We start from the raw sequence: 16463 nt of genomic DNA on the forward strand, positions 1-16463 counted from the left end.
GTGGTGATGTTATTTGAAGCGATACAGCTTGATCTTCTGGATGCCGAACCCTTCCGGCGGAAGACGCAGATAGCGGCCCTGGCCGTTTTCGTCGCCATTGAGCCAGCGCCCCGGCGCCCAGCGGCCATCGACGAATTCGCCTTCGACGATCTGCTCGATGCCGACCTGGTAGCCCGATTGCGCCGCGTCGGTGAACCGGATCACCACGCCCCTGCCGGCCACCAGAAATTCGTCCTTCCCGGTCTGGATGATCAGGCCGCCGTGCGCCTGGATATCCTGGGTCGGCTTGGGCGTACGCGGATCGACCATCGATACGTTCATCCTGTAGCCGCCCAGTTCGATGGTGCGCGGGGTTTCGTCGAGCACGCCCTCGTAGCTCAGCGGCGCCTTGAAACCGCGCATGGTGCCACGGCCCTGGTTGGCGAGAACCAGCGGAGCAATCTGGCGCAGCACCCGGTAGGCATCGGTCAGCACATTGCTCGCGGGGTTCGGCAGCGATTCGATGTGGAATGGCGAGAACCCGATGCCGTCCAGCTCGCCAATCGTGTAGAACGCGTTGCCGCCGGCATCCGGCTGGCCCGAGCGGTTCGCTTCCGGCACGAATACCGGATTGTCGGAGCGCTTGAACTGGTCGACCCATTGCACGTAGTTCGGATAATAGATGTCCATGCCGATCAGGTCGATATCGGGGCCGCCGGCCTTCCAGATGTCGAACAGATGCGGCAGCGGGCCGCCGCTCGGATATTCGCCCGGCTTCTGGTCAGGGCTGTTGAGCGCCACGTTGATATACATCGGCAGGTTGTAAGCCGCCTTGCCGGCCCTGGTCAGTGCATTGGTGAACACCGAAAAACCCCAGGCCTGGAATATCTGCTGGGCGTCGATGCTGTCGCCAAACACCTCGCGCCAGGTGCCGGCGCTGCGGTAGCCGCCGGCAGCCCAGACGTCGCGCACATACGGATGCAGGCTGGCCCGGTGCGTTTGCAGATAGGCCATCAGCGCCGCGGGCACCGCGCCCTCGAACGCGGCCTGCGCCTGCGGGCTGTAGTCGCGCACGACCGGCAGCATACCGATCTCGTTTTCCACCTGCACCATCACGACGGTGTGCCGTTTGTCGAACCTTTCAGGTGGCCCATCAGGGCGCCGAAAGCACGCGCGTCAGCCTTGAGGGTATCCGGATCGTAGGGGCTGAGGATGTCCTGGGCCACACCCTTGTCGTCCTGGGCCTTCGAGTAGGTCGTGTAGTCGCGCTTGATATAGGCCGGGGCGTAGCTCGAGGTCGAGTTCTTCCACGCGGCCAGCCACAGCAAGACCAGTTTCATGCCATTGGCCTCGGCTTGCCGGATCAGGCCTTCGACCGGCGCGAAATCGTAGACGCCCTCCTGCGGCTCGACCTGGCCCCATTCGACCGTGGCGATTACGGTGTTCAGGCCGATGGTCTTGAGCGTGGGCCAGTGGGTCTTGAGATACTTGAGGTCGGACGAAGTGGAGTTGCCGAGTTCGCCACCGAGGATCAGCAGGGGTTTGCCGCCGACGATCAGCTGGGTGGCCGTGCCCTGTTTCTTCAGGTGCGGCGCTTCCTGGGCGGCTGCGCAAAGGCAGGTGGCAAGGCCCAGTGCAGCGATCATGCCGGTCAAGCTTGTACGTATCATGTAATTATGTCTCCAGGTTAAATGCGGATGCGCGGGAGTTGTGCCACTCCCTTCCTTATTTCTTAGACGCATGCCAATCGAATTTCCTAGCGGTTTTGTGCAGATGGCGCCCAATGCTCAACAATCTGATTGATTCAGGGGGACGGCATGGAAACACTCACGCGGATGAACAATAAATTGCACGGATCTGTAGGAAACTGGCCAATCGTCCGTCAATCAGGTAAGCACAGCAAATGAGTCAGCGCATGGATACCGATGTCGTCGAGTGGGTCACCACGAATTTCCTGCCCTTCGAGGCCGAGCTTCGGGTGATGCTGCGCCGGGTCTGCAGCGGCCCGGCGGAAGTCGACGATGTGGTGCAGGAGGTGTATTACAAGGTCCTGGTGCTGCCCAGTCTCGACCATGTGCGCGAGCCGCGTGCGTTCCTGGTGCGCATGGCGAAGAACATCGTCACCGACCGCCTGCGGCGCGACGCGATCGTGCGCATCGATGCGATGGCCAACATCGGCGACCTCGATATCGAAGACGGGGCGCCCTCTCCCGAACGTATCGCCATGGCGCGCGCTGAACTCAAATGGGTGATCGGCCTGATCGCCAGGCTGCCGGACCGCTGCAGGGACGTGTTCCGCGCCCGACGCATCCATGGCATGTCCCAGCGCGAGACGGCGCAGTCGCTGAATATCACTGAAGGTATTGTTGAGCAAGAAACAATGAAGGGCATGGAACTCATTTCGGACATGATCGCGCGCATCGGTGCACAGGAGGACGCACCGGTCAGCGCACGCAAGGCCAGACGACCGGGGAAGACGGCACATGCCAAGCATTGACCAACAAGCGCTGCACTGGGTGGTGCGCAAGGCGGACCGGGCGCTGGGCGAGACCGAACGCGCCGCGTTCGACGCCTGGTATGCGGCCGACATCCGCCACCAGGGCGCGTATCTGCGCGCCGCCGCGATCGACAAGGCGCTGGACCAGGCCATCGTGCAAGAAACACTGCGGCCTGGCCGCGCACACCCGGCGGCCGGCTGGCCGGCGCCACCCCCGCGCCCGCGGCGAGCCTTCCTCACCTATGGCGCACTCGCAGCCGGCGTCGCGATCGTGGCGGGCGGCGCGCTGCTGCCGGCGTCCGACGACAGCACCGTCCTGACGACTGCGCAAGGCGAGTTCCGCAAAGTGCCGCTGGCCGACAGCTCGGTCGTCAGCCTGAACAGCGCCAGCCGGGTCGAGGTCAGGCTGGGTCGCGAGGCGCGCAACATCGAGCTCAAGCAGGGAGAAGCCTGGTTCGAGGTCGCCAGGGATGCATCCAGGCCCTTCGTCGTGGTCGCAGCCGACGTCCGGGTGCGCGCGGTCGGCACGGCATTCGCGGTGCGCCGGCATGACCACGGGAGCGATATTTCAGTCACCGAAGGCACGGTCGAAGTCTGGAGCCAGGCAGGCACCGCCGGCACGCGCGTGCTGCGCGCCGGGGAGCACGCCTTCGTCGCCAACCGCGCATCGGGCATCGTCGTCGGGCGCTCCCCCCTGGACATCGAGCGCAGGCTGGCCTGGCGCCAGGGCCAGCTGGTATTCCAGAACCGGACGCTCGGCGATGCGGTGGCCGACTTCAACCGCTACAGCAAGCGCCGGATCGTCATTGGCGATCCTCGCCTCAGACAGACAACGCTGGTCGGGCAATACCGGATCGATGCCCCCGAGCGCTTCGCCCGCGACGTCGGCAGCTTCCTGGACGTGCCGGTGGTGGTCAGCGCGCACGCCATCATGATCGGCAAGGCGAGCGCCGACTAGCGGGCAATGCAATAAAGTCAGTCAATTGAGCAACATCTGGCCTGGCGCGTGAGACACTAGCGCAAACAGCCGGTACACCGGCCCGAGGCCCCAAGGTGCACGATAGCACCGGGTACGATGTTCACAGTTGGGAGACATGCAATGCCATTCCGTCATTGCAGCGGGATAGCGATCCTGTTCGGGGTCGGGGCCGCTGCGCTGGCGCAACCGCCACAATCGCCATCGCCATCGCAGCATGCGCGACAGTCCTTCGATATCGCGGCCGGCCCGGCCGCGCATGCCATTGCCGCATTCGCCACGCAGGCCCGGGTCAATGTGCTGGCCGCCGGCGACGCCGTTGCCGGCATCGACACCAATGCGGTGCGCGGCAGCCACGCCATCGACGCGGCGCTGACCCGGCTGCTGGCGGGCACCGGGCTCGCTTTCAGGATCAGCGCGGACGGCGCTGTCTTCATCACGGCCGGGGGGCGTGCGCCGATGCGGTCACCTCCGAGGCCCGGGAACGGGCCGCCATCGGCTGGCGTGGCCGCCCCGCCGACGATCGTGACGATCGCGGGCACGCGGCACTCGGCGATGTCGGCCATCGAACGCAAGAAAGGCGCGCCGACGGTCCTCGATGCAATCGCAGCCGAAGATGTCGGTCAGTTCCCTGACAAGAACGTCGGCGAAGCCCTGTCGCGCATCGCGGGGGTCCAGATCTCGACCGATTTCGGCGAAGGCAACCAGATCTCGATCCGGGGCGTGCAACCGGACCTCAACCGGGTCGAGATCAACGGCATGTCGCTGCTGTCGACCGAAAGCGGCACGCGGGCGGCGGATCTGCGCGAATTGCCGTCCGAGCTGATCAAATCCATCGATGTCATCAAGGGTGTCACCGCCGACATGAGCGAGGGCGGCCTGGGCGGCACGGTGGTCATCCGCACCAACCGGCCGCTCGACTTCAGGCAATTGACCCTGGTGGCCAACGCCTCGGCCGAGCGCAACTCGCTGCGCGGTGGCGCCCAGCCGCGCACCAGCCTCCTGATCGCGGAGCGCTTCCTCGACGGCCGGCTCGGCCTGATGGCCAATATGGTCCATGACAAGGTCTTGACGCAGGCCGACCGCGTGCGCAACACGAGCTGGCGGTTGCTGCGCGACTGGGACCTGTCGCCGGAAAAGACGGTCGTTTCCCCCAATCCAGTGGCGGCGGCGGTCGCCACGGCAGCCGGCTGCGCCGCGCTCGGTGGCGCCGGCGCCGTGCAGTGCGCGCGCCAATGGTACGACTACAGCCCGTCCATGCCCCGCTACGGCATCCTGACCCGCGACCACGCCCGCGCCACCGGCGAATTTACCGCCCAACTTGCCTTGAGCACGACGATGAATGCCTGGGCATCGTTGCATCGCTTTCACCAGGATTCCCTGTTCAACGACCGCAACTACGGCGTCGACTTTTCCAGCGCCGACCGCCTGGCCGCCGCAGGCACGCCGGCGAACTATGACGCGAGCGGCGTACCGACGGGCGGATCGTGCGTCACGCCGGCCACCGGCGGCACGCCGCCCGGCGTCGTCGTCACCAACCACCAGGTAACGCAATTCGTGGTGGGCGACTGCCTGTCGGTCCCGGGGCGCGGAGGCTCGAACGCGTTCAGCACCCAGGCGCGCAACTTCGAGCAGCGCGTCGACACCGCGTACCGCTCGGCCGGCTTCAATGCCCGCCTGGGGCGCTGGGACGCCGAAGGCATGCTCGTGCGCTCACGCGCCAGCTACAGCAATGACAGCAACTTCGTGGGCCTGACCATGCCGGCGCCCGGCACGACAGTCACGCTCGACGCCGGCGGGTTCCCGCATTTTACGTTTCCCGCGAACCGGAACCCGGAGGATCCGGCCTCGTACACGCAGGCCCAGCTCAGTTACCTGCCAGTTGAAATGAACAGCCGGGAGAACCAGGCCAAGCTGGACCTGCGTTACCGCACCGGACACGCTGTCCTTCACAAGCTTTCAGTCGGCATCCAGGGCCGCAAGGCGAGCCAGCTGCGCTACGCCGACGGCGGTCATGTCACCGATGGCGGCAGCAACCTGGCCAGCACCGCCGACGACCGCAGCGTCATGTCGCCGAACGTGCGCTACACCTGGAACCACGATCCGCTCAATCCGACCACGTCGCTGCGGCCGCCCACGGTCCAGCCGTTCATCCATGCCAACGACAGGGAAACCTGGGTCTCCGCGCAGCAGATGCTGCAACTGGTGGAGGCGATCCGGCGCGGCAGTCCGGCCTTCCTGCAGGGCACGGGGCTGAGCGGCTTTCCGGGCGCCTGGATGGCGCCCGACTACGGCGCTGCCCTGCCCTTCTTCGACACCGCGAACTTCACGCATGACCTGCTGCGGCAGGCCCCGGGCAGCGACGGCGCAGTCCATGCGCAGATTCCCGCCTACCGGGTGGAGGAACGCATCCTCGCATCGTATATGCGTCTCGATTTCGCCCATGCGCTGTTCGGCATCGCTGTCGAAGGGAACGTCGGGTTGCGCTACGCCCGTACGCGCGTGAACACGTCCGGGCGCCAGCGCCTGTTCGTGCGCGTCGAGCGCTCGCCGGGCAGCGCCAGCTTCGATGACCGCCAGGTCGCCACGTCATCGGTCAGCACGAACAACGCCTATCACGATGTCCTGCCCAGCTTCAATGCCGTGGCCTGGTTGCGGCCCGATGCCCTGGCGCTGCGCGTCGGCCTCGGCAAGGTGATGGCCAGGCCAAGCCTGGAGAGCCTGAACCCGAACCTGACCTGCACGCTGGGCAGCGGCCTGCCGCAGTTCGGTGGCGACGGCCACGATAACTGCTCGGGCGGCAATCCGGACCTGCAACCGTATCGCGCCATGAACCAGGACCTGTCACTGGAATGGTACCCGAACCGCAGTACGCAACTGAGCGCCGCTTATTTTCGCAAGGACATCCGCAACTCCGTCCTCGGCAATGTCAGCGTGCGCCAGGACCTGCAGGGCGCCGGCCAGGCGCTCGACGTCACGACCACCGTCAACCAGGACGGTGCGACCACATCCGGGATCGAGCTGGCCGGCCGCATGGCCCTGAACTTCCTGCCCGGCGTGCTGGGCGGCCTGGGCGTCGACGCCTCCTGCACGCGCATGACGTACGCGTACGCGGCCGGCGCCGAGATGATCAACCCGCTCGACGGCAGGCAACTGCCCTTCCCCGGGATGTCGAAGACCGCCTACGACCTGAGCCTCTGGTACGACAGGGGCCGGATCAACGCACGCCTGGCCTACAACTACCGCGCCGGCTATTACACCGGGATGAACGACACCAGCCTGGGCAACCCGGTGTTCGCCGAACCCACCGGGTTTCTCGATGCGAAGATCCAGTACCGCTTCAACCACCGCATGACCATGTCGTTCGAGGCCAAGAACCTGACCGACGAGGTGACGCTGACCTCGGCCGGCGCGGTGGCCAGGCCCGTCGAATACAGCTGGTCGGGCCGGCGCTACTTCGTGAGCCTGGGCTACAAATTCTAGACTGCCTGCGCGCGCCGGCGCCGATCCGTGCACCGGCAACAGTCGCGTCAATGGCAAGCGCAACCCCGCCTGACGTATTTCACAAGCTCCAAATCGCGTGCGGTGTCAATTGCCGACCGCGATCCGACAAACACACCGTGTCCTCTCGCGGCAAGGTCACAGGACATGGCCTTCACCGAAGAACCGCAACATCTCCCGGCTGGCGTCCGGACCGTTCGCATCCGTGTTGGCTGCGCGCTGATCGCCACCGGACCAGGCATGGCCCGTTCCGTGCACGAGCTAGTGCTCGACCACGACCGTGCCGGAGTCGCCCGTGTGCACCGAGCGCGTGAAGTCACGGCCCCGCTCCTGGCCTGTTTCCTTCACATTCATGACATTCCGGCAGCCCGACGGTCTGGCCGACAGGTAGCTCTGGATCGACTGGCGTACGATATCGTCGCCATTGCTTTGGTGAACGGTGGCGTCGTCCTCCCCGTGGAACACGATCAGGGGAACGCTGGTCGGGCATGGCGCGCCGGCGCAGGCCGGGACAGCGCCGCCATGGCGCATGGTCGTCATCGCGCCGATACCGCTCGTCGCGCTGCCATGTGGTACGCCGGAATGGCAGCCGATCGCGCTGAAGATGTCCGGATAGCTGCGTCCCACGATAAGCGCCATCGCGGCGCCAGCCGACAGGCCCGCAATCGCGACTCGGCGCCGGTCCACGGCGTAGTCATCGATGATCTGCCTGGTCAGGTCCGCAACCAGCGCCGGTTCCCCTTGGCCGCGCTCCTGGTTGGCAGCCTCGAACCAGTTCCAGCAGGCGTTCCAGTTCGCGAATCGCGACTGTTCGGGATACAGCACCAGGAAGCCGGCCTCCTCGGCCAGTTCGTTCATCCCGGTGCCGAGCGCGAAATCGGTGGCATTCTGGCCGCAGCCATGCAGCATGACGACCAACGCCCGCGGTTCGTCCCCACGATCGACGGGGACGAACAAGCGATAACCGATGGTTTTGCCGTTCGCTTGCAGGCGACCCGACAGGAATCCATGCGCCTGCGGGGCGAGGGGCGGAGCGTGGAACGGGGAGGTGGCGGTAGCGGCGTGCGCCGCCTTGTTGGTCCAGGAGAACCAGTCCTCCATGACGTGACTGTACATTGCGTGACTCCTTCGGTGGAAAAAGTCTCCTTTTATAATTGTTGGCGGCGCGGTCAGATGACCGACCGGATGCTTACCACTATGCGCCTTTTCGAGGCGTCACGCCGGATGTCCACAACTCTATTTTCGCGGCTTGGTCAAATGCAAGAACAAATCGGGCGCCGACATCGTCATCGTCGCCGGCCGCCGCGCCTGCTGCCGTCATCCTCATCCGTCAGGCTCGGGACTGGCCGTCGTCGGACAGGCGAATGCCGGCCAGGAGCGCGAACAACTGGCGCATGTCGACCGGCTTGACCAGGTGGTGATCGAAACCGGCAGCGAGGGTTTCCCGGCGGTCGCGTTCCTGACCGTAGCCGGTAATGGCGACAAGCATCGCGCGGCAGGTACGCGGCGCGGCGCGCAGCCGCCGGGCCAGTTCCGTGCCGCTGATATCGGGCAGGCCGATATCGAGCAGGAACACGTCGGGGGCGAAGCCATCGCTGCGTGCGAGCGCGCCGCGCGCATCATGTTCGACCGCCAGCGTGTGCCCGTGCGACTCCAGCAGCATGGCCAGCATCGCCGCCGCATCCACGTTGTCGTCGACGACCATGATCCGCAACGTCCGCTGCGCAGGAGCAAGCGCTTCACCGCCGTTCGCGGACGGACCGGAAACGGAGCCTCTGGCGCTGCGGCGCGGCAGGCTGACAACAAACGCGCTCCCCTTCCCCATTCCCGCGCTGGTGCAGCGGACGGTGCCATCGTGCAGGGTCACCAGGCTCCTGACGAGCGCCAGGCCGAGTCCGAGGCCGCCGAGCGACCGGTCCGACGGACGCTCGGCCTGCGTGAACAGTTCGAATGCGCGCTCTACCAACTCCGGCGCCATGCCGATGCCATTGTCTTCGACGCGCAGGACCACGTATGACGGGTCGACGTCGATCGCCAGGGCGACATGCCCGCCCTCGGGCGTGTATTTGGCGGCGTTGTTCAACAGGTTGGCCAGCACCTGCACCAGGCGTTTACGGTCCCCCATCACGCATGGCGCATGCGGGGGCAGCGTCAGGGCCAGGTGGTGGCGGCGCGCGCTCAGCAGCGGCGCCGTCTGCTCGATCGCGTCGTCGGCGACCTGGCGCATGTCCAGAGGCTCCATGTCCAGCTCTACCTGTCCGCGCGTCACGCGCGAGACGTCGAGCAGGTCGTCCACCAGGCTGCTCAGATGCCGCACCTGGCGGCCGATGATCTCGCTGGTGCGGCGCACGCACGATTCGTCGACGCGCCCTGCCTGCAGCAGCTCGGCCGCAGCGCCGATCGGCGCCAGGGGATTGCGCAATTCATGTGCGAGCATGGCCAGGAACTCATCCTTGCGCCGGTCGGCAATAGCGAGCTGTTCCTGCGCCGCCTTGCGCTCGGTGATGTCGTGGAAGAAAAACGCAATGCCGCCCTCTAGGGAACGGTGGGTACGAATCTCCATCCATGCACGGCTCCCGTCCGGCAGGTTGTGGAACAGCTCGACGGTTTCCGTCTCGCCGGTTTCCATGACGCGCCGGTAGGCGCGTTCCGCATCGGTATGCCTGAGCTCGGGCCAGACTTCCCAATGGCTACGTCCGACGACTTCCGCGGAATTGCGCTGGGCCAGCCGCAATCCCTCGGCGTTCATGCGCAGGATCGTCCAATCCCGGTCGAGGACGGCGAATCCCTCGACCATGGCGTCGAAAATATACTTGCTCTGATCGCGCTCGGTCTGCAGCTCGCGGCGCGCGCGGGCGGCTTCGAGCTCCGGCCAGGCGCGGCTGGCCGCCTCGGCCACGAGAGCGAATTCGTCATCGTGCCAGGTGCGCGCTGCGGCGCCCTGGATCGCCAGCACGGCCTTGAGTTCTCCGTCCCTGAGATAGGGAACCATCAGCTCGGCGCGCACGCCGCCATCCTCGCGCACGACACGCTGGCCGGCGAACTGCCGGCCGCCACGCAGCGTGGCCAGCGCCGCCTCGCCGATATCCGCGAGCGCGACGCTGGCAGCGCCCAGGCTGGTCAAGGCCGGTGCGGTCCAGCGACACCGGAGCACGGCGCTGGACGACGCCTCGTCGATGTCGGCATACCAAACCCGTTCGGCGTCCAGCCTGGCGCCCAGCATCTCGCACACGGCCGCGCCGATGCTGCCGGCATCCTCCAGCCTGCGGATGCGGTCGGCAAAGCGCAACTGGAACGCCTGATGCGATTTCGCCGCCTCGAGCTGCCGCACCTTGTCGAACAGGTCGCGCCTGGCCATGCACGCGTCCGTGACGTCGTTCGCCTGCGCGAAGATGCCGGTCGCGTGCCCGTCCCGGCCGACGATCGGCTGGTACAGCAGGTCGACGTAGCGGCTCTCGAGCTGGCCGCCGGATGCGCGTCGCAGCTGTACGTGGTGCTCATGCAGCACGATGCGCTCGCCGCTCTCGAATGCCCTGTCGAGCAGTTCGTGCATGCCCTGCCCCGCCAGCTCAGGCAACGCCGTCGATGCCGGCTTGCCGATCAGGTCGCGGCGCCCCACCAGTGCGTAATAGGCTTCGTTGACCATGTCGAAAACGTGGCCGGGCCCACTCAAAATCGCCATGGAACCGGGGGCCTGGTCGAACATCGCCTGGAGCCGGCGCCGCTCCGGACTAAGGATGCGCATCAGGGCCTCGTGCATCTGCGGGCGGTCGGCCAGGGACATGTCGGCCACGGCATCGGCGTCCTGTCTCAAGTAATAGCGTCCGGCCACCTCGTCGAACTGGTAAAGGTCGGTGACGTCGATCGCGTTCTGCGCCACGAACGCCACCACGCCGGTCGCGTCGCGCACCGGCGTGTGGATGGCGCTCCAATAGCGTACGTCGAACACGGTGCCGTCAGGCGTTGCGCGCGGGACCGCATAGCGCAGCAGCGGACTGGTCTGCGGCTCGCCCGTTTCGACGGCGCGCGCGATCGCCATGCGCACCTCCTTGAGATTGGTCGAGGCCGGGTCACCGGGATTGGCCGGGAACGCGTCGAAGATGTGCTTTCCCATCAGCGCATCAAGGCACTGGCCGGCGGCCTGCAGGTATGCCCTGTTCGCGCCAATGATGGTGCAGCCGGTGTCGACCAGCAGGTAGGGATAGGGAGAGGCTGCGAACAGCGCCTGGAAGTCGGGATGCATGGCGTTCCTGGTGGTGCGCGCGAATGGCGGCGCGGTCGGTGGTCGTTGGCGCAACGTGCGCGAGGGAGTCAGGCGACGTAGCACAGGATGGCGACGTAGTGGCAAGCGCTGCCGGCAAGGACGAACAGATGCCATATGCCGTGGCCATGCCGCACCTTGTGGTCCGTGGCGTAGAATGCGATGCCCAGCGTGTAGCACACGCCGCCGGATACCAGCCAGGCGAATCCCGGCCAGCCGAGGGCGCTGACCAACGGCTTGGCGCCGATCACGGCGAGCCAGCCCATGACGACGTAAATGACGAGCGAGAGGACGCGCGCGCCCCTGGCGTACCAGATTTCCTGGATGAGCCCGAACACCGCGAGCGCCCACACGGCGCCGAACATCGGCCAGCCCCACGTTGCGCGCAGCGTCACGAGGGTAAAAGGCGTATAGGTGCCGGCAATGAGGAGGTAGATGGCGCAGTGGTCCATCTTGCGCAGCACTTGCTTGGCGGGGCCGCGCGCGCTGTGGTACAGGCTCGATGCCAGGTAGAGGTGAAACAGCGCGGCGGCATACACGCCGCTGCTGACGATCCTCCACCCGTCGCCGCTGGACCAGGACGCGGCGAGCAGGCACACCCCGCCCACCGCGGCCAGCGCCGCGCCGACGATATGGGTAATACTGTTGAAGCGCTCACCGGGATACACGGGGAGCGCTGCCGGCACGGCGGTGTCGCGGCGGCACCGGGCAGGCGGGCCGCGCCACGTCAGCGCGCCGTCACTTGCGCCTTGCCGCCTTCGCGGGCGGCGGCGCCTTTCATGTTGTCGGGCACGTTAGCCGGGCCGGACTGCCCAGCGGGTTTGCCGGCAGCGCTGTCGGCGCCAACCTGCGCTCCTGCGTGCCCGCCGGCGCCGGCCGACGCGCCGGGCTGGGCTTCCTGCTTGAACCCATCCTGCGGATGCGGGACGGCGTCCGCTTGGCTGCGCACGCTCTTTTCCGTGCCGTCGGCCGTGCCGCGCGCCGCGTCCTCGGACATTGCGCGGGCGGTGCGGGACGTCTGCTGCACGTGCTGTTCGGTCACGCGGGCCAGGTCGGCCTGGATGCTTGCAGCAAGCTGTGACAGCTGCTCCTGGTAGGCACGCAGCTTGTCGGTGACGGGCTGGGGATGCGACGCCGCCGCCGACAACGCGTCGGTCGGGCGTTCAGCGCTCAGCATGCGCTGGGCGGTACTGGAAGCGTCCTCGATCAGGGCCTGGCCCGTCTGCATATTCAGCGCGAAGACCTGCTGGAGGGAGCGTGACATGGTGCCCGACAGCTCGTTGAAGAATGCGATCTGGGCGTCGAGCTGCGCGCGGATGGCGGGATTGACGGATTGCGGATAGGGATTCATGGGGTACTTTTTGACGACAACGTGGATGCATCGGATTGCAGGACGCCGGACACAATGCATTGACATGTCTGGCGCGAACGGCTGCGCGAGAGGCAGACTGGTCGTGCACGACCGCGCAGGTCGCGAATGGCTTTTACACTATGCGCTCTTTTCCATGCCTATGCGCTTGGTTCGCGCTTTTATTTTCGCGCAGTGAAAAGCGGCAACTCATTGAATGTACAGCGCTTGACTGCGCATCCGCCCATCCGGTCAACACTGGCTGAGGCTGACGCCAGCGGGCGCAGGTCACCGACTGCCACACGGATCGTCGCGAGGTGTGCCGACGGCATGCGCGCACGATCGAGCGTGATCCCTCGTGCCGCTCACCCCACTGCGCAAGCGCCATCGCCGCCCCCCGGGAGCGTCATCGGTCCTCCACCGGATCCGCCGCTGTAGTGGTGCTCGGCCGGGGCGCCATCGGCGAATGAATCGGGTCGGCCAGCGACATCACGCCACGCAAGTTGGCCGGTTGCAGTACTAAAAAGGCTCGCCGAAGCGAGCCTTTGTACCCTCAAAAGTAGAGTTTCCCTAAGAAAACCTCACTCCCACTCGATCGTCGCCGGCGGCTTGCCCGAAATGTCATACACGACCCGATTCAAGCCGCGCACCTCGTTGATAATGCGATTGCTCACCTTGCCCAGCAGCGAGTGCGGCAGATGCGCCCACTGCGCTGTCATGAAGTCCAGCGTCTGCACCGCGCGCAGCGCAACCACATATTCATAAGTACGGCCATCGCCCATCACGCCGACCGACTTCACCGGCAAGAACACCGCAAACGCCTGGCTGGTCGCCTCATACCAGTTCACCGGCGCCTTGCCAGCATCGATGCCCGGCACCTGCGGCACTTCAAACGGCGTATTACGCAGCTCTTCGATGAAGATCGCATCCGCTTCGCGCAGCAGGTCGGCATACTCTTTCTTGACTTCACCGAGGATACGCACACCCAAGCCAGGACCAGGGAACGGATGACGATACACCATGTCATGCGGCAGCCCCAGCGCGACACCCAGCTTGCGCACCTCGTCCTTGAACAGCTCGCGCAGCGGCTCGAGCAGTTTCAGGTTCAGGGTCTCAGGCAGCCCGCCCACATTGTGGTGGCTCTTGATGGTCTGGCCCTTTTTACCCTTGCCGGCCGATTCGATCACGTCCGGATAGATCGTGCCTTGCGCCAGCCACTTGGCGTTGGTCAGCTTGCCCGCTTCGACCTGGAACACCTCGACGAACTCGCGGCCGATGATCTTGCGCTTCTGCTCCGGATCGGTCACGCCGGCCAGGTGGCCCATGAACTGCGCCTCGGCATCGATACGCACGACTTTCACGCCCAGGTTCTTTGAGAACATGTCCATAACCATCTTGCCTTCATCCTTGCGCAGCAGGCCGTGGTCGACGAACACGCAGGTCAGCTGGTCGCCGATCGCGCGGTGGATCAGCGCGGCGGCCACGCTCGAATCGACGCCGCCCGACAGGCCCAGGATCACTTCGTCGGTGCCGACCTGTTCGCGGATCTTGGCGACGGCTTCGCCGATGTAATCCGGCATGTTCCAGTCCGACTTGCAGCCGCAGATCTCGTGCACGAAGCGGCCGATGATGGCTTCGCCCTGGGTCGTGTGCGTGACTTCCGGGTGGAATTGCAGCGCATAGAAGCGGCGCTCTTCGTCGGCCATTGCGGCGATCGGGCAGCTGTCGGTCGAACCCATCAGCTTGAAGCCTTGCGGCATGTCCAGGACCTTGTCGCCGTGGCTCATCCAGACCTTCAGCATGCCATGGCCTTCGTCGGTCACGAAGTCGTTGATGCCGTTCAGCAGCGCGGTGTGATTGCGGGCGCGCACTTCGGCGTAGCCGAATTCGCGCTTCAGGCCGTTCTCGACCTTGCCGCCCAGCTGGGCCGCCATGGTCTGCATGCCGTAGCAGATGCCCAGCACCGGCACGCCGGCTTCGAACACCGCCTGTGGCGCGCGCGGAGAATCGCCTTCGAGCGTCGAGTTGTGGCTGCCCGACAGGATGATGCCCGAAGCGCCGTATTCGCGGACGAACTCGTCGCTGACGTCATAGGGGAAGACTTCGGAGAACACGCCGGCGTCGCGCACGCGGCGCGCGATCAGCTGGGTAACCTGGGAGCCGAAATCGAGGATGAGGATTTTGGAATGCATGGGATGCGTCAATTTAGGGGGGAATTCGGTGTGGGCCGGAGATCATTTTCCGGCCCAGCGAAGGGTGCCAACACAGTGCGGGCGTTACGCGTCGGCGGCATAGCCGCCAACCCTACCCGTCGAAAGGCGCTTACTCCGAACGGTAGTTCGGCGCTTCCTTGGTGATCTGCACATCGTGCACATGCGATTCGCGCATGCCGGCCGAGGTGATCTCGACGAACTCCGCCTTCTCGCGCAGCTCTTCGATGGTGGCGCAGCCGCAGTAGCCCATCGACTGGCGCACGCCGCCGATCAGCTGGAAGATGATCGCCAGCACGCTGCCCTTGTAGGCGACGCGGCCTTCGATGCCTTCCGGGACGAACTTGTCGGCCTTGCTCGAAGCTTCCTGGAAGTAGCGGTCGGCCGAGCCGTCGGCCATCGCGCCCAGGCTGCCCATGCCGCGGTAGGATTTGTAGCTGCGGCCCTGGTACAGGATCACTTCGCCCGGCGCTTCTTCGGTGCCGGCGAACATCGAACCCATCATGACCGTGTGGGCGCCGGCTGCCAGCGCTTTCGAGATGTCGCCCGAGAAGCGGATGCCGCCGTCGGCGATGCACGGCACGCCGGTGCCTTCCAGTGCCTTGGCCACATTGGAGATCGCGGTGATCTGCGGCACGCCGACGCCGGCGACGATACGGGTGGTGCAGATCGAGCCGGGGCCGATGCCGACCTTGACCGCATCGGCGCCCGCTTCCACCAGCGCCAGCGCGGCGGCGGCGGTGGCGATGTTGCCGCCGATGACGTCCACGTGCGGGAAGCGCTCCTTGATCCATTTCACGCGGTCCAGGATGCCCTGCGAGTGGCCGTGGGCGGTGTCGACCACCAGCACGTCCACGCCGGCGGCGACCAGCAGCTCGATGCGTTCCTCGTCGCGCGGGCCCACGCCGGTGGCGGCGCCGACCAGCAGCTTGCCCTGCGAATCCTTCGAGGCCAGCGGGTGCTCGTGCGACTTCTGGATGTCCTTCACGGTGATCAGGCCGCGCAGCTCGAACTCGTCGTTGACCACCAGCACGCGCTCCAGGCGGTGCTTGTTCATCAGGCGTTTGGCTTCAGCCGTGTCCGCGTCCTCTTTCACGGTCACCAGCTTGTCGCGCGGCGTCATCTTGGCGCGCGCTTCGGCCTCCAGGTCTTCCTCGAAACGCAGGTCGCGGTTGGTGATGATGCCCACCACCTGGCTGCCTTCGACCACCGGGAAGCCGCTGATGCCGTGCTGCTGCGAGAGCGCCAGCACTTCACGGATCTTCATGGTCGGCGGGATCGTGATCGGATCGCGCAGCACGCCGGCCTCGAAACGCTTCACCCGCGCGACTTCACGCGCCTGGTCGGCCGGGCGCAGGTTCTTGTGGATGATGCCGATGCCGCCCTCTTGCGCCATCGCGATCGCGAGATTCGCTTCGGTCACGGTGTCCATCGCCGCCGACAGCAGCGGAATGTTCAGCGAAATATTACGCGTCAGCTTGGTGCGCAGCGAAGTTGCAGCCGGAAGAATGTTGGAGTAAGCGGGGACGAGCAGCACGTCATCGAAGGTGAGTGCTTTTTGGAGGAGACGCATAGTATTTCCTATAGGCGCAAAAGCAAATTATACAGAAACTCTCAATTTCCGTCGCCGGGGAGGCCAAAATTTCTTTTGCTCGGTGCGCCCGGCAATTGACAGCAGAGCCAGGACATGG

Annotated in this window: 11 protein-coding genes; 3 read left to right on the forward strand and 8 right to left on the reverse strand. The window is 65.8% G+C overall.

All coding sequences use genetic code 11. From position 1 onward, the window contains the following. Nucleotides 1–9: 9 nt before the first annotated feature. Nucleotides 10–1065: a DUF5597 domain-containing protein gene (locus AC3A6F_RS17395; protein ID WP_487682890.1), complete on the reverse strand. Its 1056-nt coding sequence runs from the start codon at nt 1063–1065 to the stop codon at nt 10–12. A 26-nt stretch (nt 1066–1091) separates the two neighbouring features. Beyond that, entirely contained in the window at nt 1092–1649 is a 558-nt protein-coding gene (locus AC3A6F_RS17400) for a beta-galactosidase (protein WP_487682892.1), read from the reverse strand. 245 nt (nt 1650–1894) lie between these two features. On the opposite strand from AC3A6F_RS17400, the gene AC3A6F_RS17405 reads away from it, so the two are divergent. The 3 genes from AC3A6F_RS17405 (at nt 1895) to AC3A6F_RS17415 (ending at nt 6935) form a co-directional block, all read left to right on the forward strand. Next, nucleotides 1895–2476, forward strand: coding sequence for an RNA polymerase sigma factor (locus AC3A6F_RS17405; protein ID WP_487682894.1), 582 nt, complete (start codon nt 1895–1897; stop codon nt 2474–2476). Then, nucleotides 2463–3434 (forward strand): FecR family protein, encoded by a 972-nt coding sequence (locus tag AC3A6F_RS17410; protein ID WP_487682896.1) that lies wholly within the window; start codon nt 2463–2465, stop codon nt 3432–3434. The genes AC3A6F_RS17405 and AC3A6F_RS17410 overlap by 14 nt, the downstream gene beginning before the upstream one ends. Nucleotides 3435–3575: 141 nt before the next feature. Further along, nucleotides 3576–6935 carry a TonB-dependent receptor gene (locus AC3A6F_RS17415; RefSeq protein WP_487682898.1) on the forward strand — a complete coding sequence of 1120 codons (3360 nt, stop codon included), beginning with the start codon at nt 3576–3578 and terminating at the stop codon, nt 6933–6935. Nucleotides 6936–7214: 279 nt separating this feature from the next. Here the strand turns inward: AC3A6F_RS17415 and AC3A6F_RS17420 are convergent, their stop codons facing one another. The 6 genes from AC3A6F_RS17420 to guaB all read right to left on the reverse strand — a co-directional run bounded on the left by AC3A6F_RS17420 (nt 7215) and on the right by guaB (nt 16345). After that, a complete protein-coding gene (locus AC3A6F_RS17420; RefSeq protein WP_487682900.1) occupies nt 7215–8069 on the reverse strand; it encodes an extracellular catalytic domain type 1 short-chain-length polyhydroxyalkanoate depolymerase in 855 nt (284 codons plus the stop codon). A 214-nt stretch (nt 8070–8283) separates the two neighbouring features. Next, a complete protein-coding gene (locus tag AC3A6F_RS17425; protein ID WP_487682902.1) occupies nt 8284–11196 on the reverse strand; it encodes a hybrid sensor histidine kinase/response regulator in 2913 nt (970 codons plus the stop codon). Nucleotides 11197–11264: 68 nt separating this feature from the next. Next, a complete protein-coding gene (gene trhA, locus AC3A6F_RS17430; protein WP_487683401.1) occupies nt 11265–11882 on the reverse strand; it encodes a PAQR family membrane homeostasis protein TrhA in 618 nt (205 codons plus the stop codon). Nucleotides 11883–11941: 59 nt separating this feature from the next. Next, nucleotides 11942–12565: a phasin family protein gene (locus AC3A6F_RS17435; protein ID WP_487682904.1), complete on the reverse strand. Its 624-nt coding sequence runs from the start codon at nt 12563–12565 to the stop codon at nt 11942–11944. Between the two features lie 578 nt (nt 12566–13143). Further along, nucleotides 13144–14754 (reverse strand): glutamine-hydrolyzing GMP synthase, encoded by a 1611-nt coding sequence (gene guaA, locus AC3A6F_RS17440; RefSeq protein WP_137174201.1) that lies wholly within the window; start codon nt 14752–14754, stop codon nt 13144–13146. A 130-nt stretch (nt 14755–14884) separates the two neighbouring features. Continuing rightward, entirely contained in the window at nt 14885–16345 is a 1461-nt protein-coding gene (guaB, locus tag AC3A6F_RS17445) for an IMP dehydrogenase (RefSeq protein WP_123072325.1), read from the reverse strand. Nucleotides 16346–16463 lie beyond the last annotated feature (118 nt).

This window comes from Massilia sp. Soil_C_3, assembly GCF_057657035.1.